Below are 18,901 nucleotides of genomic sequence, written 5' to 3' on the forward strand. Positions count from 1 at the left end.
GGCGCCGAGAAGACGCCGTTCTCTGGGCGTCGAATCTCTCGGAAAAAAGCTTGCGGAGGGTCTCGCTCGTGCCCTGGGATCGGCTCCGAGCAGTGCCTCAGGCGCGGCCGGTGACGCCTGAGGCACTGCGCCGACGGGCGAGCGCGGCCAGGATCATGTGGGCGGGGAGGATCTCGCCGGGGTCGTTGAGCGCGACGCCCAACTCCTCCGCGCGGCGCAGTCGCGATTGGACGGTGTTGCGGTGAACGCCCAACGCGCTCGCCGTGTGCGAGATCGATCCGCGCGCCGACAGGTAGGCGAGGAGCGTCTCGATGATCTCGCCGGAAGCGGCGTCCGTGAGCAGCAGCGGGAAGATCTCGGTGGCCACCTGCTCGGCCAGCTCGGGCGGCAGAAGTCGTCGCAGCAGGTGCGAACGGATGTCGTCGAACACGACGAGCGCGTCATCCGAGGCTCCGTCGGAGCCGGCCAGCCTGGCTGCCAGCCACGCCTTTCGCACGCTGTTCACGGCCTCCGCCGAGCCGCTGAAGATCGGCGAGACGCCGACCATGAGGCCGAGGACGCGCAACTGCTCGAGCTGCTCGCGCAGCCGATCAATGATGAGCTGTTGGCTGTCCTCGTCGCGCAACGGCACAAATGCCAGCCAGCCGTCGGTGAAGCGCCCGAGCGGGACATCGGGCACTTCCGCGTTCCAGAGCTGGTGCACGGCGCCGCCAAGGCGTCCCGGGTCGTTGCTCAGGATGCACAGGGCCATGTGGCTTCCGTCGAGCGGCCAGGTCAGGGCAGCTGCGGCTCCCAGGTCGAAGGGGTCCTCGTAGCCGCCGACGCGCGAGGTGCCGGTGAGCGCGGTCATGGTGACCATCGGAAGGGACGCCCGGATCGCGCCCAGCCGCGTCTCGCTGAGCAGCGCCCGTATCGCGGGCACCGCCGCGAGCAGCACGTGTTCGGTGAAGGGACGCGCATGCTCGGTGACGTCGGCGACGAGCATGTCGGCCGCGCTGCCTCGCCGGGAGACGCGAACGGTGACCGGCGCGGCCTGCTCACCGGGTGAGAGGGTGGGGCGCGTGGGAGCGGACGAGCTCCCGGCCTCGGCGATGGCGACTCCGCCTGTCGACACGACCCGCACCCGCACTCCGCCGAGTTCATCGGAGACCAGCGCGACGAGCGAGACGAGGTCCTCGGCGTCCGCCAGCCGAGCGCTGAGAGCCTGGATCCTCGCGACGGACCCGGCCCGAGCGACTCCCAGCTGTATCGCAACGTCCAGCGCCAGCCTGGTCACGTCTCGATTCGTGGTGAGCAGGGAGACACCGAGTCGGCGGGCCAGCTCGATCACGGATTCGGACAGCGACTGCTCTGGCACGATCAGCGCACAGGCCTTGCGCTCCCAGGCGTACCGGAGCGCGGAGGAGATCATCCAGCCGCCGAGCGCGACCCCTTGGCTGAGCAGGACGACGGTGTCCGGGCCGATCGAGGCGATCTCCTCGATGTCGGTGATGAGCGCGAGGTCGCGCACCGGGCTCGCGCCCGAGGCGACGTAACGCGCGGTGAGGTCGTGGAGCTCGCGGGAATCGATCAGGTGGCGCAGCTCAACGGTGCCGTTCGATGGGCGGTTCACGGGCGTTTCTCCCATCGTCGGCGCAGCAGCGCGTGGTGCGCGGCGGGGCCGGCCAACTCGATTCCTGCGGGCGTGTACCACTGCGCGGCGGCCGGCAGCACGACGATGTCGAGGATGTTGCCCACCCACAGGTCGTCAAGCCCCGCGACGCTGGCGTCCTCGGGGCGCAGCATCGTGATGATGTCGGGCAGCACTGCCTCGACGGCGCCGTCGACGAGCACCATCAGAAGCTCGTTCTGAATCTCGATCTGAACGATCTTCCCCTGCGACTCCTCGACGAGGAAGACGCTCGACGGGCGATCCGGCTGGCCAGGTGGCGCCGGCCGGGAGAGCCCCTCGACGTTGCTCACCCGGGCACGGATGATGCGCTGCACGCCCTGCGTGCGGCGCAGTTGCTCGTGCTTGTGGTGCGTGGGGAGGCCAGACTCGAGGATCTCGCCGATGTGGATCAGGCGGGAGACGCTGCCGATCACCCCGCTCGCGCCCAGCGTTCCCGCGCTCATCGGGTACAGGGCCGCGGCGGCCCAGCCGCCGAACTCCCCCGCGAGGGCACGCACGAGGCGCTCGGCCCTGGCCGGCTTGTCGACGTCGAGGATCGCCGTTTCCCCGGTCGGCCCGGTCACGGCGACGGGCCCGGCGGTAAGCCCGGCGAGGGTGAACAGCGACTGGTGCAGGAGGGGGAAGACCCGGCCCATGGGGTCGGCGTCGACGATCGGGAGCCCGATCTGCATGCCGGTCAGGATGGGCACCAGCGCGTTGACGTTCGCCGCGGCCAGCGGCATGAGCCCCGCGACCGGGCGCCCGACGGCCTGCTCGAGCAGGCGGAGGCTCGTGGCGAACTCGTCGCCGGAGGGGCGCAGCTCCGAGAGCGAGAGCCCGTTGTTGACGAAGCCGACCGCGACGATGAGCGCGTCATCCTCGAAATCGTCGACGCCGCGCAGCTCCGGCTCGATCCCGTGGGCGTGCATGTGGGCGAGGGCGCGCTCGGCTTGGTCGGTGCACCATCCCGGGTCGGCCGCGCAGGCCAGGAAGAGTGCGCCCGTGCGCAGGCGGGCGATCTCGGGGCTAGAGAGCCACATCGTACTCCCCCACCCGCAGCATGCTGCCCACCGTCTGACCCGCCAGTGCGCGCACCCGCACCGAGACCACGCGCGGGTTCTCGTACGCGGTCGCCGCGACTCCGGACTCGATGATTCTCACCTCGGATGGCGCCGCGCCGAACGCGACCAGCCTCGCGGTGGCCCGCGCCTCCGCCGCGGCCAGGGCCTGATCCATCTCCACGGCGCTGCCGACAGTCACCACCTGGGTGACCCAGTCGGCGAGGGGCGCACAGGCCGCCCCGAGCGCGCGCAGATCAACGTCTGCTCTGCGGGAGGCCCGCAGCCAGAGGTGGGGAACGAGGCGGGGTGCGCCCTCTGCGGCGACGACAGTGGGCGGCTTGGCTTGCCCGCCCACGAGGAACTCGGTCACGGGAAGTACCTTCGCCGACTGCGTCGCGAGCGTGTCCTCCCCGCGACGTTGACGCTGCGGCACGACGGCAGGCACCCCGGCCAAGATCTCGCCGTGGAAGGACCTCGGCCCGTCGGCGACGATGACGGCGCCGTCCTCGAGGTTGCTCAGTGCGGCGGCGCCGATGAGCTCGCTGGCCTGGCCGGCGTACATGGAGTGCACCGGGGTGCTCGACAGGCGCGAGAGCGGCATCCGCCCACCGTCATTCGTGGTCACGTATAGCCGCGCGTCCGGAACCTGCGCCTCGGCTGCCAGCGCGAGCGAGGTGGCGAGCGATTCCGCGAACGGCACGAGCGCGCTGTTGAGCACCGCCGTGCGCTCCCGGACCGCAAACGAGCTGTTCGAGAACGAGTGCGAGTAGGCGACCGACTGCGGCTCGGCGTGCTCCATCAGGATCCGGCCGGCCGCGAGCTCATGCGCGGTGTTGACGAGTGCGCCGACGCTCGTGACGACGTACCGGCCACCCCGCGCGGCGGTCGAGGCGAAATCCCGGAGCGCCTCCGCGTCCAGCGGGACGATCTCCTCGCCGAGGGTCGTGTGACCGCCGGCGATGTGAACAGCAGTGAAGACGTCTGCATGCGCCCGGCCGTTTCCGAGCTCGTGTTGCGGGTCGATGGGCGGGCGCGGCGCGATGCGCACGACGCTGACGGGTGTCGTCTCCTCCCGCCGGAGCACCGCGCTCACATCGAAACAGATGGAGGAGATCTCCTCGTCCTGCACGAAGCCGGAGTCGGAGGCATAACGGCGGAGTCCGCGGAAGAGCGCATCCGCCGCCTCGGCATCACCCGAGTCAACGAAGTGCATGCCGTAGTTGCCGTCGTCGCGCACGAAGACGCCGACGACTCGATCGCTGGAGATCCGCACACCAATTCTCACTGGCTTCCTCGATTCTCCACGCTGACCTCACGACCCTACTACCCGCGCGGCACCGCTTGAGGACGGTGACGCCTCCCGTCACGTCGCGCGCGGCACCGTCTCGAGCGGGAGCCGAGGACGCAGTGGCCGTGCTCGCCCGTGCAGACGAGCGGATCGGCGAACGAAGCGGGTACCTCAACCACCTGCTCGTGCGATCCGAGAGCATCTCGTCATCCTGGATCGAGGGCAACAGTGTCACCCCCAAGCGGCTCGCCATTGCGGAGCTGCTTCAGCACGGCAGCCGCGTTGCCGTGGACGTCGTGGCGAACGTGCGTGCAACCGAGGAGGCCATCACCGAGCTCGGCGACCGCCTGCACTCTGTCACGACTGCGGACATCGAACGCTTGCAGCACCTCATCGAGCCGCGGCTCGCGCCCGGCCTCCGCACCGAGCAGAACTGGGTGGGCGGGCCCGGCTGGAGCCCACTGCGCGCGGACTTCGTCCCGCCGCCAGCGTCCGAAGTCGGCAGGCTTGTCGATGACCTCGCCCGGTTCGTTACCGCCACCACCGGCAATCCGGTCGTGCGGGCGGCGATCGCCCACGCGCAGTTCGAGACGATTCACCCGTTCATCGACGGCAACGGCCGCACCGGACGCGCGCTCATCCACACGGTGCTTCGCCGCGCCGATGCGCTGCGGAACACCCTGATCCCGATCAGCACGGTGTTCGCCGGCGACAAGGACCGTTACATCGCCGGGCTCACGGCCTACCGCGAGATCCCCTCCCGGCTGGACGAGTGGGTCATCGCCTTCGCCGAGGCCGCCGAGCTGGCCGCCGGCAACGCCGTCAGGCTGTCCTCGGACATCGCAGCCCTCGACGCCGCGGTACGGGAGGAGCTGATCCGATTTCGTCGGGCGCAGGGTATCAAGCCGGCCACACCTCGCCGTGATGCCGTGGTGCTCCGCATTCTGGATGCACTGGCCACCGACCCGGTGCTCACCATTGAGACGGCGGCCGAGCGCCACGAGGTGTCGATAGGGGCCGCGCACCGCGCCCTCGTCCAGCTGGCCGACGCGGGGATCCTCGGCCGCACCAAGGACCACAAGGGCAAGCTGATCTGCTGGACGGCCGACCTGCACCTGGCGCTGGTGAGCCTCACGGAGCACAGCAACCGCGTCGGGGTCGGCGACACGGGGGCCGGCCACCCGCGTCTCGGGCCGCCTGGAGTGAATAAACGTTGAACAAACGTGCGCGCGTCAAGTCTCGAGCGCGAGCTGCCTCACGCTCGACCGACGCCGAGGAGTCGCCCCAGCCTTCGAACAGTTGAGCTACCGGAGGGTTTCTGCGCGTCGGAGGGAACGCCTGGACATCGCCACCACGGTGACACGCCCCCGCCTCCCGCACAATCCGGACCCACTCACGGGGTTGTGACGACCACCTTGCCGCGCACTCGCCCCTCACCGACAGCGGCGAGCGCCTGAGGCACCTCGTCGAGGGGGAAGGCGTGGTCGATGTGGATGCGAAGGTCGCCAGCTCTGCACAGCTCGGCGGCGGGCGTGAAATGCTTCGGCCCTTGCCTCACCAGGAGAACCCCCAGCCGACGCCCGGTGAGCAGGCCGAGCGCAGCGCCGACCGTGACGACCCCCAGCAGCGTTCGCACGGTTCCGCCGACGCAGAGGTAGCGGCCACCGCGCGCCAGCGCCCGCCAGTAGGGGAACACGGATCGGTGCGCGACGAGATCGAGCACGAGGTCGTACCGTCCGAGCCGGGTGAAGTCCTCGCTGCGATAGTCGATCACCTCGTCGGCGCCGAGCGCCCGCATGAAGTCGAGCTTGCCTGCATTGTCAACGCCGGTCACGTGCGCCCCGGCGAGCGTGGCGAGCTGGATCGCGAACGAGCCCGCCCCGCCGCCCGCCCCGTTGATCAACACGCGCTGCCCGCGACGTGCGCGCGCCATCCCCTGAAGCGCGATCGAGCCCGCCTGAGGCAACGTCGAGGCCTCGGCGAACGTCAGCTCCTCTGGCTTGTGTGCGAGCGCCGCCTCAGGCGCCACCGCGTACTCGGCGAACCCGCCCATGAGGCCGAGGTTGTCGCCGTACACCTCGTCGCCGACGCGGAACCGCGTGACGCCGGAGCCGACGGCTGCGACACGCCCCGCGATGTCGGAGCCCAGCACCCGGTGCGCCGGGGTGCGCAGACCCCCGATCCGCGCGTACCCCGGAGTTCCCGTCAGCCCCTCCCAGTCCGAGAGATTGACGGATGTCGCGGCGACCTCAACCAGCACCTGATTCGCGCCCGGTGACGGCACCGGAACGTCTTCGACCCTCAGCACCTCGGGAGGACCGTATCGGTCGTGGACGACGGCCCTCATGCTGATCAGCCGCCGACGGCGGGACGCAGGTACCTGGACATGGCGCAAGCTTACGCAAGGCTTCCGCGAGACCATCGTGGGCACGGGCGCCGGCAAGTAGGATCCAGCTGTGTCGAGAGCACGGGAGGATCGACCGAGGATTCCACCTCGCTGGTTCGTCAGGCTCGCCTGGGGCATCCACCGGGCCATCTACCGAATCACCCGTGGACGGGTCGGATTGTGGCGGCCCAAGCCTCAGGGCTGGGGAACGCTCCATTTGACGACCATTGGGCGCCGCACCGGCGAGGAGCGAGAGGTGATCCTCGGCTACTTCGAGGACGGTCCCAACCTCGTCACGATGGCCATGAACGGCTGGGCGGACCCGGACCCGGCGTGGTGGCTCAATCTCCAGGCCCAACCCGATGCGAGGGTGGTCGTTCGGGACGGCCCGCGCCTCGTGCACGCTCGCGCCGCGCAGGGCGACGAGCGCTCGCGGCTGTGGGCCAGGTGGCGCGACATCGATACGGGGCTGGACAGCCTGGCGGCGCGTCGATCGGCCGAGACCGCGGTCGTGATCCTGGAGCCACGGGCCGGTCCGATTCGCTGAGCCGGCACGAGCGCTCTCACGGCCCGCGAGAAACGGGGACGTGGATCAGGTGACGATCGTAGAGACCAGCACGCCGCCCTCGGCCGGCAGCACCCGCCAGACGCTGCCCACGCCCTCGACCCGGAGCCCGCCGTCGCCGACGATCAGGGCCGTGCGCTCGTCGATCCCGAGCCCGCCAGGGACCAGCCCCGATTCGACGGCAGCGACCAGTCGGGACAACATGCCACGCTGGGCAACGTGTACCTCCACGGCCACGTCCACGAGACCGATGCCGGCGGCGATCTCCAGCTCGTCACCCGCTTCGTCGGGGTCCTCAGGCGAGACGACCACGCCGCCGATGCGCGAGCCGCTTCCGAGCGAGCCCTCCGACGCAATCATCGCGCCGGCCGAGACGCCGAGGTAGGGCACGCCTGCGGCGACCAGCCGGCGCAATTCGCCGAACAGCGACTCGAGCCCGGCGCGCACCTCCTCTACGAAGCCGCCGCCCACCGCGATGCCGTCGACGTCGGCGATCGCGCCGAGCCCGATCGGCTCGCCGGGCCGCCCTGCGATCAGATGCAGCTCGATCGCGGGTCCCGCTCCGGCCTCGGCCAGGAGGTCGCCGAGCGCCGCCGCCTTCTCCTCGGCCTCGGGGTGCAGTGAGATCACGGCGATGCGCGGCCGTGCGCGGCCCGCGTGGCCCGCTCGCAGCGCCGCCTCGGCGACGAACGGAGCGTAGAGCGGGGCATCCACACTCGTGGTCGCGCCGCCGCCGATGAGGTGCACGCTCACGCGGCAGCCTCCCCAGCCGTGACGGCAAGCGACGGGGCCGCATCGCCGAATTGTCCCACCACGAGGATCTCGCGGCGGACCCCGTCAATTCCGGTTACCAATTCGTGCACATCGAAGGTCATCCGACGAGGGTACCCGGGCTGGAATCCCTGTGGCGCCCGCGTCGCGCCGGGTAATTCTCGGCGAGCAGCGGCATCCGGAGTTTGGCGCGGATTCTTTCGCACCCGATGAGGATCACTAGCCGAAATTGGCAGTATGACCACCGGCCCGTGGGCCTCTGTTTGTAGGGCGGACGGGACTTGAACCCGTGACCGGCGGACCCCGGCCGGCACTCCCCCGCGAGCCATCTTGCCTCGAGCAACCTCGAGCATTCTCGGCCTGACTAGGGATTTCTTGCGTGGTGTACTCCATTGTATCGACCCACCTCGACCCATCTCGGGCCGTCTGGAGTGAATAAACGTTGAATAAACGTGCGCGCCTCAAGTCACTACGCATTTGGGGAAGCCCGCGTCTCTCGGCAACGACGACAACACTTCCATTCGTGACGAAGGCCGGGCCGGTGAGTCCGTATCGTTGAGTGTGTGGATACGAAGATCCGGCGATTGTCCGAACGGCACTTCGATGGGGTGCGCATGCTCTTCAACGGATCAGTCGAAGACGGGGCACTCGACGAGATGCTGCGCGCCGACCTCAAAGCAGGTGCAGGCGGGCAAGCCGTCGCACTGGTCGCCGAGACTGCGAGCGGTCAGGTCGTCGGGTTCGTGAACACGTCCCCCCACGACGACTTCGACGGCGACGACGGCCATCTGGACGTCGACACACTCGAAATTGGTTTCCTCCTCACTACGCCGCATCAGCCTGATACCCGACCCCAGCTGCTCGGCAAGCTGATCCCCGCCATTACAGTTCGAGAGTTCGAACGCGTCTACCGGCGGGTACAGTCACCGGAGCAGAGGGTTTTCGAGACGCCGGAATGGTGGATGCTCCCGCTGAACTATGGCATCGCCTGGAAAGACGTCGACGACGCATCCTCCGTGTTCATACAACTGCCAGACGTCGGCGAACAGATCGCGGTGCACGAGACAGGCGCAGGCGACAACTCCTGGGCGTTCCCCATCCCCGACGACCTGGACGAGCTCAGCAGCATCATCGTTGAAGGTCGCGAGTACGCGCGTCATAGAGGCCAGAACGACGACTTGCCCCGAGCATGAGACGCGAAAGCGCAAGCCGTCTCAGCTGCGACATCAGCATCCTGCCAACCGTGACATCGTGCGCCTGAGCACAATGGCGCGAGAGTCCACAGGCAGCGCCGTGAATCATGCCTATGGGGCAAAAGCAACGCTGGTCGGCTGAGATTTTCGATTTCCGCGAAACGTGACCATATGACGCTGGCTGTACTCAACCGCGGTTCATTGTGTCGAAAAGTGAGAGCTGGCGCATGGCTGTTCGGCCTGACCAACGACGTGGCCGAAGAAATGTGGGCGGGACCACGACGGTTGCTCCCCTCTGGCGAACGGCAAATGTGAGCTGACTGCGACTACACGAGGTAACCACTCGCCCTCAACAGTGCTGAGCGGAACGAACTGCGTGACCCGCGGCTGCAGTCCACCGACATTGTCGCGAGTCACCAACACCGAACTCATCGACGCAATCGGGAGGGAACTTCATGGGCATAGCCGCGGATCCTTCCACCAGAAAAAATGCGGAAGCAAACCCGGGACGGTTCACTCCAAGTCCGGTTCGGGAATCTCCGGCGGCGCGGGATAGTCCGAGATCGACGACAGAAACACCCCAGACACAAAGTGCGGATTGTCCGAGTTGCTCGTGATCTCGACGAGAATCGCATCACCGTCGCACTCGAGGACGGTATACGTGTCTTCCTCGCGGAACTCGAGGCCCTGCTCGTCCGTACCGGCAGTGTGAACCGTGAAGCTACGGCCCAATGTTGGACAGGGCGGGCGTTGGTGGCGAGAGTTCTCTATGGCCTTCATGATGGCCTTCGCGGCCTTCTGAGCGCCCACGGTGATCAGCCCGCCCGCAGCGAGCGTGCCGCCGATCAAGAGGGTGCCGGCCTTGGCGGGCCCACCCAGCGTCTTGATGAGCTTGGTGATGTCCTGGTACGCCCCGAGATTCCCCATGGCGGAGAGTCTACTGTTCGGACCGAAGCCCTCGGAGCGCACCGTACTGTCCCACTACGGTAAGAGCATGTCGCTGACTCGTCATCTCAAGAACGCAGACTCTCCTGTCCGGAACTTCATCTACGCGAGCGCACCGGCCCTCGCAGCAGCAGGGATTCGGGGCCCAATTGGTACGGCGACGGCGAAGAAGTTCGGTTTCGACAAGCTCACGTCTCTCGTGACTCAGATTCCCATCCCGGCAGAAGTGAAGCGGGCCCAGAGGAAGTCCCACGCGGTCGTGGCGGGAATGGCGCTGGACTATCGCCTCCGTATGGACTTGCCGGGCTTCGATGTCGGCGAGACCACGGCCTGGAGAGGCCTCGAACGTCTCCAAGCAAACTCGGATGCCATACATCGGGGTAAGCACATCGCGCAGTTGCTGCAGGACGCGCTCAACTTCGGCTATCTGACGCTCAAGGAGAAGGACCCACATCCTCTGAGCCTCGCTCGGATCTCCATCCCGCTTGCCTGGTGCGAAGCCATTTACCGCGCCGGGCCTGTGTCAGCGCTCACCAACGACCTGGGTCGTCGGATCAAGCGTGCGGAGGACGCCGTCGGGCTGATGATGAGTATCGACGAAGAACTAATCTTCGATGTGGCTCAGATGCACAAGCCGCTCGTCCCACTCCTACAGGAGTGGGACGAAGCGGAAGCGGACGGGCGCGTCTACACTCCGAATCCTACGTTCCTCGGAAGCAACGCGGTGGGCGGCGCCGATGCCGACCTCGTGATCGACGATCTGCTTGTCGAGGTCAAGACCCGCGAGCAAATCACGAATCCGTGGATCCGGGACACTCTCTTTCAGCTCCTCGGCTACGCGTTGCTCGACATCGACGACTTGCACGGTATCCGCCGTGTGGCGATTCTGTTGCCGCGTCAGCCGTACATAGCAATTTGGGATCTGGATGACTTGCTGGGTCGAGATGCCGACGATGCATTGCCAGAGCTGCGCGAGGAGTTCGCTGCTCTGCTCATGGGCATGATGAGCAATCAGCCCCGCGAGGGTGGAGCAGACGACGAGTTCGACGATGACGAGCTCGTCGCCGAGCTTGATTGACTGGGCCGGCATAACCCGCAATGATCGGTGACTCCGTTCCCTGGAGAGAAGAGCTCCTAAAATCTGCAGCGCGACTAAGGCGCTGGAACACACAGCGGCGCTGGACCAGCCGCACATATTTCCTCGCCGAGCGCGACATCATGATGGGCGCGTACTCGATCCGGCGTCTCATCGACTCCGAGAAGTCGTCGTCGCTCCTGCCGACCAGGCGGATTCGAACCTACAGATATGCGCTGATCGCTCGGGTCCCGATGCTCCTAGATCGTTTCGAACCTGAACGGTTCTACGACCTAAGGAAGCCCGCGCGTACCGAGCTTGAGGTTGGTCGGCTGTGCAACCAAATCATCCACAGTTTCGTGTTCCAGATCTACCTCGAGCATGACTCCACGACGAGCGTCGTATTCAACTCCGATCGCGACCGCGGCAAACACTTGCACGGGATCTCGTTCGAAGATCTCGCAGCCCTTTTCGACTATGTCGGGAGAGAGGACATCGTCGACTACTCAGGCACGATGATCGACGGAATACAAGAGGTCGTGAATCGCTCCAACCACGATGCCGTGGAGAGCGGTCGAGCGACGTACTCGGATGACGATCGCGTGCTCATCGAGTGGAAGCAGGAGGAGATCCCTGCCTTCGATCAGCAGATTCTCGACATGGTCAACAGCCGCATGGCGGAGCTGCGCGATAACGTGCAGCGGGAAAATGATCACAGAGCATGAACATGGCGACAACGCCTACGTACGAGATGAAGCGAGGGCGTCTGTACTCCCACCAAGCCTGACGGCGGCCGCGCCGAAAAGCACGGCTTCCCTTGACGGAGGGACAGGAATGCGGACCGTGACCCTTTCAAAGACTATAGACAACCAAGTTCCTTGGATGGAGTCCCTACTGTTGCTTGTTGCTTGACCACTCGATCCGAACTGACTCGGCCGCATGCACCTCTGCGCGGGCTCGCCGGCCGTGGCCGATCGACTAGATCGTCGCGGTGGGGCCATGTCCTCGCAATGTCAATCAAGGTGCGCCAAAGGCAAGACTGGCCCGCGACTTGTGGTGCTCGCGACAGACTCTTCGTGCTGCACTCCGCGGTACAGGCCCCATATGAGTTGGATGCCGTGACACCACGACTGACGTTATACACGACTGACGTTATAAGTGAGGTGCCGCGTAATGCGAACGGAGCGCAACGCGCGCCGCTGCCGCCAGACGCTCCACGACGACCAGTCGAGACAGGCCGAGCCGCGATGAACGCCTCCCGAGGTGATTTGAACCCGAGACCAGGTTGCACCGAATAAGTGTTGAATAGACGCGCGCGGGAATCCGCCGATACCCATGCCACCGACGGACTCGGATCCCCGGAACGGCGCGGATCTTGCCCGGCCCCGCCACGGCCAGGCCGCCGAAAACGTGGGGAATAAACGTTGAACGACCTGTCAACACAATCGACATGAGGCTCGGTAGACCCAGCTCAAAGATATATTCGCGTCGACAAAATGAGACTTGACTCCGTGTCGAATAACGAGTGAATGGCCACTTCACATACAAACGCATGGATTTAAATAGTACTTGATCAGGGATTTTACAGTAGGGCGGACGGGACTTGAACCCGTGACCGGCGGGCTCCATCCGCGCCTCCCCCGCGAGTCGATTTACGTCGACTCACCTCGAGTAATCTCGATCTGACTAGGGATTCCTTGCGTGATGTTCCCTCATTATATCGAGATATCTCGACTCCCCTCGGGCCATCTGGAGTGAATAGACGTTGAATAGACGTGCACGCATCAAGTCTCCTCGACGGCACTACACCACACCGACGGGCGGGACCTCGCACCGAGGATCTCCTCGTTTCGCAGGAGAGTCAATATGATCCGTGCGCTGGTTCGCTATCGCACACTCGATCGCTCGCTGCAGCCGCTCCAGCGCCGTCGCTCGCGCAGCTTGATCTAGTTAGCGGTGCGACCAACCAACTCTCGTGAACGACTGCCTGCCAGCCTCCGACCGCAACGCCGAAGCTTAGGAGGCCTGGAAGCGGCCGCAGTTGCAAACCGCAGATGCCTTGGGGCACAAGCACCGTCTGGACTTCCGAATACATTCCGAATACCATGTACTTATGACCCTGCTCAATGAACTCCGGACCACGACGAGACGCTCATCCGACCTGAGCAAGCACTCGGCCGACGTGTTCGCCGAGGCTGAGGACCACACCGTCCAGATCACTCGCCGCGACGGTGAGACTCTCGTGCTGATGTCTCAGCGAGAGGCGGACGCTCGCGACACACTGCTGCAATTTGCAGCAGACCTCATCACGGTCACACTCGATGACGAGGGCACTCTCGCATCACGGATGGCGGACCGATTCCAATGGATGCTTGCATTGTCACCGGAGGATCAGACGAAGTGCGCGCAAGATCTCGTCAATGCCGCTCGAGCGTCGTTCGCAACGGGGCAGCCGCACCTCGCCATCGCCGAGCTCACCTCCTGGCGCGAGACCGCAACGGCGATCGCGGCTGGACTCTCAAGCCTTCCGATCGAGTGGCTCGACGACGCTGAGCCAGTCGAGCGTCCCTGACTGTGGCAAAAGACGAATTGGTCGCCAGGCCCATCAAGAAGACCGAGTACACGATTCGATTCGCGTCGACTGGCGCGCAAAAAGGGTGGCGCGACTTGGTCGCAATGATCCGAAACCCCATGACCGACGTATGGGACTTCCTCACGAAGACGCCCACAGCGAGGACACCGACGAATTACCCGCTCCGCGGGAATCTTGAGTTCATCCAGCGTGGGGGCAAGAGTCACGCGCGCTGGCAGCACAAGCCCACCGCTAAAGGTGACGCTCGAATCTGGTTCTACGTAGACGGACAGGACGTGTTCCTCGAACAGGTCCACACTCATCATCCGAACGCGACAAAGTGAGCGCAGGCGAGAGCAACTAGCGAAGGCTGGCCAAGCACTAGTCAACGGACGTAACAGCTCTTCTCTGGGCTCTGAACGAATGACCCGAGTACAGCGGAGAACTTGATCTCCATGGCGATCCCCGATCAAATGCTTGGCCGCGATGGTGGCGATTCCCGCCATCCTGTTGGCTGGTCGTCGACCAACGTATGGCGATCATTGGTCATCCGGCTCCGAACTGCGGCGCGCTGCGCTCCAACCTACGGGCGTCGCCACGGCTACCGGCTGCCGGCTACCGTCAACTTGGTCGTGTCCTGCATCTCCAGCACCGAACGGCCGAATTGCCTCAGAGCAACCACATTGAGACCATCTCTCCCCCGAGGCCGTTGTCGATGTCGATGTCATTCTCTGGTCGAGCGCCCTTTGCTACTGAGCGCTCATCGAAGTCGAGCGACGAGGAACTATGCACCTCACCCGACTGGCCGGCACACTCGAGATGCTCAATGTAGACGCTCCCGCGAAGAACTACTCATTCCGAGAGGAAACGTTTGACAAGTCGATGAACTGCTCCTCGCTGCACCACCATCACCACACACGACTGGTTCGAAGTAGGGATTGAACGGGCGCTCGCTCAGCTCAAAGGTTCTCGCGGATCCTTAGCGTGCGTCTAACACAGCCCCGACGAAATGGTCGTGGCACCATTGAGCTGCCCTCGGCTTCGCTGGGGAGAATTCAATTGCAATCGGGGGAACTATGTGGCTATCGCAACTCGACCTTTCTAACTATCGGGCCTGCGCGGATACGTCCTTGCATCTCGACCCCAACCTGACCGTTCTCGTTGGGGAGAACGCATCTGGCAAAAGCGCCTTGGTAGACGGAATTCGACTGGCCACTTATCCCGCATCCGGGCGATCCACACTGTGGTTCGACCGAGAACGCGACGTTCATCGAGCAGCACCCGAAGGCACAGCAGTATCCGCGAAGCTGACCTTTTCTGGGCTTTCCGAGGTTGAGCAGGCGATCTATATGGCACACCTAGTGGACGGTGACGACAAGCTTGTTTTTGGGACCGCGTGGGCAACAGCAACAGACGTTCCACGACGGAACATCCAATCAATCTCCATCGGAAGTGCCAGCGTTGACGATCCGGAGCCTTCGGCCCGACGGCGCATAGCCCACGTGTACTTACCGCCACTACGCGATGCGGTCAAAGATCTCGACGGCGGCGACGGCGTTCAGCTCTTCGAAGTGCTCAAGGTGCTCCTCGACAAGGATCAAGACGGCGAGGAAAAGTTCGTGGACTTTGCGAACAATGCGTTGTCGACTATCGCGGACCAAGCATTGCCGAAGATGGCATCGGCGAATATTCAAGCCCAGATGGGCGATGCAACTCCGCCGTCCCGTGCACACACCGTGGGAATAGCATCCCGGGAGCAAGAATTACGTCGGTTGTCCCGACTGCTTCGTGTGCAGCTGGCCGAAGACGGCCTCCAGCTGGGTGAGGTCGGACAAATCGGACTCGGCTATGCGAACTTGCTGTACATCTCGATGATCGTCCTCCAACTCTCGCGAGCATCGGAGTATGACTTGACGTTGCTGCTGGTCGAAGAGCCCGAGGCACATCTGCACCCGCAACTGCAGACCGTCCTGCTGGATTACCTTATGAACCGGGCCCGTGAAAGTGGCACGTCCGACGCGAAACTGCGGCCCGCAGGAAAGATTCAAGTGATAGTCACGACGCACTCGCCTGTCTTGGCCAGTGCGGTCAGCATCAGCAACGTCGGCGTGGTGACCCGTCACGCCACTGATGCAACGACTTCACCATTGCAGGACCAGCAGGAAGTTCAAGGCGATGAGCAGCACCCGGAGGACCATACAGAAGAGCAAGCAACGTCCGGCGAGGAATCCATTCGTGCAACTGGCCTGTGGACGACACGGGTGACATCGATTGGACGACTTGGACTCACCAAGCCTGAAATTCGAAAGATTGACCGCTATCTGCACACCACGCGTGCGGCACTGCTCTTTGCGCGCCACGTCATTCTGGTCGAAGGCATTGCCGAGAGTGTCCTTATGCCCGTCTTCGCGGGCATCATCTACTCACAGACACCTCCAGTTGAATCGGAGACGCCGGCAGAACGAGAAGCGCGCGAGGAGCGCAATGAGCACAACCGCACGTCGCTGCGACAGTTCAAATCGGCGTCGATTGTCGCAGTCGACGGTGTCGATTTCCTGCCCTACCTGAAGCTCCTCTTGGGAGGTAACACGCATCGGCTGGATCGTCTTGCAGTCATCACCGATGCCGATGGCGAGGCTGGACAGCTACGCCGGGCCACTTATCGGAACGCCTTCTCTAAGTCAGTTCACCTCAAGCGGTTGGAAGCGTTTGTCGGCACCAGAACGCTGGAAGCCGACCTCTTCGCCCAGAAGGACAACGAGACCATCCTCCGCACCGCGTTTCTGGAGCTTCACAAGTTGTCCGCGACCAGCTGGGATGCTTTGGCAGAGGCGGCGAAGGACATGTCTCCTGCAGAACGTGCGGATCTTTTTGGGGACGCGATCAGGACAACCAGGAAAGCTGAAGACAAGTTGTCTCTCAATATCGGCAAAGGTGACTTTGCTCAAGTCGTGGCGGAGGGCGCACTTCTAGCAAGTGAAGCGGGAACCGTTCCGCTTACGGTCCCGCCCTACATCGTGGACGCAATCCGGTTTGTGGCTGAGAAGTGACCGACGAGTATCTCAGCTCGCAGCAGCTGAACGCCTTAGCTCCGGCAATTCGGCTGATCGAGGCGGGCCCGGGATCGGGGAAGACCAGGGCCGTGGTCGAGCGATACCGGCAAGTCGCTTCCCAGCCCGGCCAGTTTGCCTCACTGGTGTCCTTCACCAACAGCGCTGTCAATGAAGTACGCAAGCGCTGCGCGAGCCAGCCCCACCTCCTCCAACACCCAAACTTCGTCGGCACTTTCGACGCGTTCTTCCACCGATTTGTCACTACGCCATCTTTCCTGCGTACGGAAGGCAAGCAACTTCGATACGTCGCGTCATGGGACGATCTTCCGGATCACTGGTCTCGACTACGGCCCCCAAAGGGAGGAACCGGCTTCCCCCTCACCGCGTTCGAACCAAGGCCAGATGGGCGGTTCCAGATTGTCGAGAAGCGCTTGTCTCGACTTGAGCGCGCTATGTGGACCAGTCTCCCCGCATTCACTCGGAACAACCTTGCTGCCGAGGCCGCCACTCGCAATGCCCACTTGGCTTCTGCCGGAATTATGAGCGCCGAAAGCGCGCGCAGCTACGCGCTGGGTATTCTTCACACCGCTGAAGGAACTCGAATCTTGGAACGTCTGCACCGCCGTTTCTCCGAGCTCATCGTTGACGAGTTCCAAGACTGCAACGAGACCGAAATCCAACTCTTGGAACTTCTGCAAGAGAAAGGCCTGGCCATCGTCGCTGTCGCTGATCCAGATCAGGCCATATACAACTTCCGCCAAGTAGCAGCAGGCGACATCTACCGGAAATTCCGAGACACGGTACCGGAGAGCGCTATAGCTCCTCTCAACGAATGCCACCGCTCCACCCAGTCGATTTGTGACGTCGTGACGAGTTTGCGAAGTATCTCCCCTGACCCTGTCGTCGCGTCTCCCACGGCACCAGCCGGTTCACCCCATGTCTACGTGTTCAAGGGAAAACGCAACGAGATCATGGCCAGGGCCAATACAGTCCTTCAGACCCATGGAATCAGCCCGCAAGACGCCCGAGTACTCGCCCACGGAAGCACCGATGCTCGACAACTACTTCATCATCAATCAGCACTCACGGGAAACTCCTCCGCCCGACGGGTCCTTCACGCGATACTCGAACTGCGCGGGCGAGGAACTGCCACACATCGCCTATCCGCACTAAACGCCCTCGGCCGCGTATTCCTATCAGCGATCGAACAACCAGGCATCCCGCAGACCTCAACCATGGATGAGACCCTAGCAATCCTCGGGATCGAAGCTGCGACGCTTCGTTTGCTATCCAAAAGGCTGGTGACGACAAGCCAGCAGTGGCAAAACCCGGACGACTATGCGACCTCGTTGTCTGCTGTCATTAGTGAAGGCTTCGCCGAATTCGGGCTCAATCCGAAATCGCAGCTGAAGGTTGTCTTTCCCAAACCAAAACCGGACCTGTGGGCCCATTGGACAAACCAAGTTGATGGTCTCTCCACGGATACGTCCTTCGGTTGGCAATGGTCAAACATTCATCAAGTGAAGGGCGGCGAATTTGACGCCATCTTAATGTCTATCCCGTCAAAGGCCCGCGGAGACAACCCACACGCACTCGACGACTGGGAGACCAACACCAACTCGGAGCAGCGACGGGTCCTTTATGTGGGCGCCAGTCGCGCGCAGCGGGTTCTGATGTTCTGGCCGGAAGGGCAGCGCTACGCGCAGCTAGTACGGATACTGAAACGCGACGGTATCCCCTACTTGGTCGTCTGATCCGGACTTTTCCACCGCGCGGCACGCCACAGAACTCCGCCCTGCCGGAGCGTATGAATTGGCAGCGGCACTGCTAGCGGTGCAGCTTGCGGACACACTCGGGTGACGCCCCCGTGGCGTGGTGCATCTTTCGGCAGAGTGTCACGACGAGCAGAGACCCGTACGAGGGAAGAACTTCAAATCAGACCCTGCGTGAGACGCTCACCGCACTCATCGAGCGGATCCCTCGAGTCAGCCAGAACAAGTAGGCCATCAGTCCCCACTCGCCGCGACGACCGTGGCGCGGGCCATGGGGAGCGGAATCCTCTCCTGCTCGACCCGGCGTTTCCGTGCCCAGGACGGGTGCACCAGATCGAGGTAGAGCGCGCGCTCATCGGCGGTGAGATGAGGGACAGGACGAGGCTCCCGCGCCGCCGAGGGTGAGGACCATTTCGGGATGGATTCATACGGCGTGGATGAGTTCGTCGCCTACAACGCCGACACGACCTCTGAACACAATGCGTTCCCAAGCCAGGCGAACCAGCTTTGTGTATCACCCACGCCGTTCGACCGACGGGTCTCGCGCCACGGGCCAACTGGTGAGGATC

The 18,901-nt window shown here is 64.0% G+C and carries 16 protein-coding genes; 8 read left to right on the forward strand and 8 right to left on the reverse strand.

The window, feature by feature from the left end; genetic code table 11:
- Positions 1 to 97: 97 nt before the first annotated feature.
- From BLT62_RS10855 to BLT62_RS10865, 3 genes are read right to left on the reverse strand one after another with little or no spacing between them, the layout of a single operon-like run.
- A complete protein-coding gene (locus tag BLT62_RS10855; RefSeq protein WP_172829686.1) occupies positions 98 to 1,612 on the reverse strand; it encodes a PucR family transcriptional regulator in 1,515 nt (504 codons plus the stop codon).
- Positions 1,609 to 2,691: a DUF917 domain-containing protein gene (locus BLT62_RS10860; RefSeq protein ID WP_083364074.1), complete on the reverse strand. Its 1,083-nt coding sequence runs from the start codon at positions 2,689 to 2,691 to the stop codon at positions 1,609 to 1,611. Before BLT62_RS10860 ends, BLT62_RS10855 begins: the two co-directional genes overlap by 4 nt.
- Positions 2,678 to 3,997: a hydantoinase/oxoprolinase family protein gene (locus tag BLT62_RS10865; RefSeq protein WP_231919105.1), complete on the reverse strand. Its 1,320-nt coding sequence runs from the start codon at positions 3,995 to 3,997 to the stop codon at positions 2,678 to 2,680. The genes BLT62_RS10860 and BLT62_RS10865 overlap by 14 nt, the downstream gene beginning before the upstream one ends.
- 128 nt (positions 3,998 to 4,125) lie before the next feature.
- Between BLT62_RS10865 and BLT62_RS10870 the strand changes: the two genes are divergently transcribed.
- Entirely contained in the window at positions 4,126 to 5,217 is a 1,092-nt protein-coding gene (locus BLT62_RS10870) for a Fic family protein (RefSeq protein WP_231919106.1), read from the forward strand.
- A 176-nt stretch (positions 5,218 to 5,393) separates the two neighbouring features.
- Here the strand turns inward: BLT62_RS10870 and BLT62_RS10875 are convergent, their stop codons facing one another.
- A complete protein-coding gene (locus BLT62_RS10875) occupies positions 5,394 to 6,347 on the reverse strand; it encodes an NAD(P)-dependent alcohol dehydrogenase (protein ID WP_083364076.1) in 954 nt (317 codons plus the stop codon).
- 109 nt (positions 6,348 to 6,456) lie between these two features.
- Between BLT62_RS10875 and BLT62_RS10880 the strand changes: the two genes are divergently transcribed.
- Entirely contained in the window at positions 6,457 to 6,933 is a 477-nt protein-coding gene (locus BLT62_RS10880) for a nitroreductase/quinone reductase family protein (protein WP_172829688.1), read from the forward strand.
- Positions 6,934 to 6,978: 45 nt separating this feature from the next.
- Here the strand turns inward: BLT62_RS10880 and BLT62_RS10885 are convergent, their stop codons facing one another.
- Both BLT62_RS10885 and BLT62_RS18335 read right to left on the reverse strand, forming a co-directional pair.
- The gene (locus tag BLT62_RS10885) at positions 6,979 to 7,704 is read right to left on the reverse strand and encodes a Type 1 glutamine amidotransferase-like domain-containing protein (protein WP_083364077.1); all 726 of its coding nucleotides are present in this window, start codon (positions 7,702 to 7,704) and stop codon (positions 6,979 to 6,981) included.
- Positions 7,701 to 7,826 (reverse strand): hypothetical protein, encoded by a 126-nt coding sequence (locus BLT62_RS18335; protein ID WP_269457769.1) that lies wholly within the window; start codon positions 7,824 to 7,826, stop codon positions 7,701 to 7,703. The genes BLT62_RS10885 and BLT62_RS18335 overlap by 4 nt, the downstream gene beginning before the upstream one ends.
- A gap of 459 nt (positions 7,827 to 8,285) precedes the next feature.
- Here BLT62_RS18335 and BLT62_RS10890 point away from each other — a divergent pair, with 459 nt between their 5' ends.
- Positions 8,286 to 8,915: a hypothetical protein gene (locus tag BLT62_RS10890; protein WP_156786316.1), complete on the forward strand. Its 630-nt coding sequence runs from the start codon at positions 8,286 to 8,288 to the stop codon at positions 8,913 to 8,915.
- Positions 8,916 to 9,428: 513 nt separating this feature from the next.
- Here the strand turns inward: BLT62_RS10890 and BLT62_RS10895 are convergent.
- Complete coding sequence (locus BLT62_RS10895; protein ID WP_083364079.1) at positions 9,429 to 9,842, reverse strand: hypothetical protein; 414 nt, start codon at positions 9,840 to 9,842, stop codon at positions 9,429 to 9,431.
- A gap of 67 nt (positions 9,843 to 9,909) precedes the next feature.
- On the opposite strand from BLT62_RS10895, the gene BLT62_RS10900 reads away from it, so the two are divergent.
- The 5 genes from BLT62_RS10900 to BLT62_RS10925 all read left to right on the forward strand — a co-directional run bounded on the left by BLT62_RS10900 (position 9,910) and on the right by BLT62_RS10925 (position 18,314).
- On the forward strand, positions 9,910 to 10,938 hold the full coding sequence (locus tag BLT62_RS10900) for a hypothetical protein (RefSeq protein WP_156786317.1): 1,029 nt from the start codon (positions 9,910 to 9,912) through the stop codon (positions 10,936 to 10,938).
- Between the two features lie 20 nt (positions 10,939 to 10,958).
- The gene (locus tag BLT62_RS10905; RefSeq protein WP_156786318.1) at positions 10,959 to 11,660 is read left to right on the forward strand and encodes a hypothetical protein; all 702 of its coding nucleotides are present in this window, start codon (positions 10,959 to 10,961) and stop codon (positions 11,658 to 11,660) included.
- A 1,388-nt stretch (positions 11,661 to 13,048) separates the two neighbouring features.
- Positions 13,049 to 13,507 (forward strand): prevent-host-death protein, encoded by a 459-nt coding sequence (locus tag BLT62_RS10910; RefSeq protein ID WP_083364082.1) that lies wholly within the window; start codon positions 13,049 to 13,051, stop codon positions 13,505 to 13,507.
- A gap of 1,076 nt (positions 13,508 to 14,583) precedes the next feature.
- The gene (locus BLT62_RS10920) at positions 14,584 to 16,557 is read left to right on the forward strand and encodes an ATP-dependent nuclease (RefSeq protein WP_083364084.1); all 1,974 of its coding nucleotides are present in this window, start codon (positions 14,584 to 14,586) and stop codon (positions 16,555 to 16,557) included.
- Positions 16,554 to 18,314, forward strand: coding sequence for a UvrD-helicase domain-containing protein (locus tag BLT62_RS10925; protein WP_083364085.1), 1,761 nt, complete (start codon positions 16,554 to 16,556; stop codon positions 18,312 to 18,314). The genes BLT62_RS10920 and BLT62_RS10925 overlap by 4 nt, the downstream gene beginning before the upstream one ends.
- Before the next feature lie 252 nt (positions 18,315 to 18,566).
- Here BLT62_RS10925 and BLT62_RS18420 read toward each other — a convergent pair whose 3' ends face one another.
- Positions 18,567 to 18,752, reverse strand: coding sequence for a Wadjet anti-phage system protein JetD domain-containing protein (locus BLT62_RS18420; RefSeq protein WP_083364086.1), 186 nt, complete (start codon positions 18,750 to 18,752; stop codon positions 18,567 to 18,569).
- Positions 18,753 to 18,901: the final 149 nt, after the last annotated feature.

It is taken from the genome of Microterricola viridarii (assembly GCF_900104895.1).
Lineage (GTDB): Bacteria > Actinomycetota > Actinomycetes > Actinomycetales > Microbacteriaceae > Microterricola > Microterricola viridarii.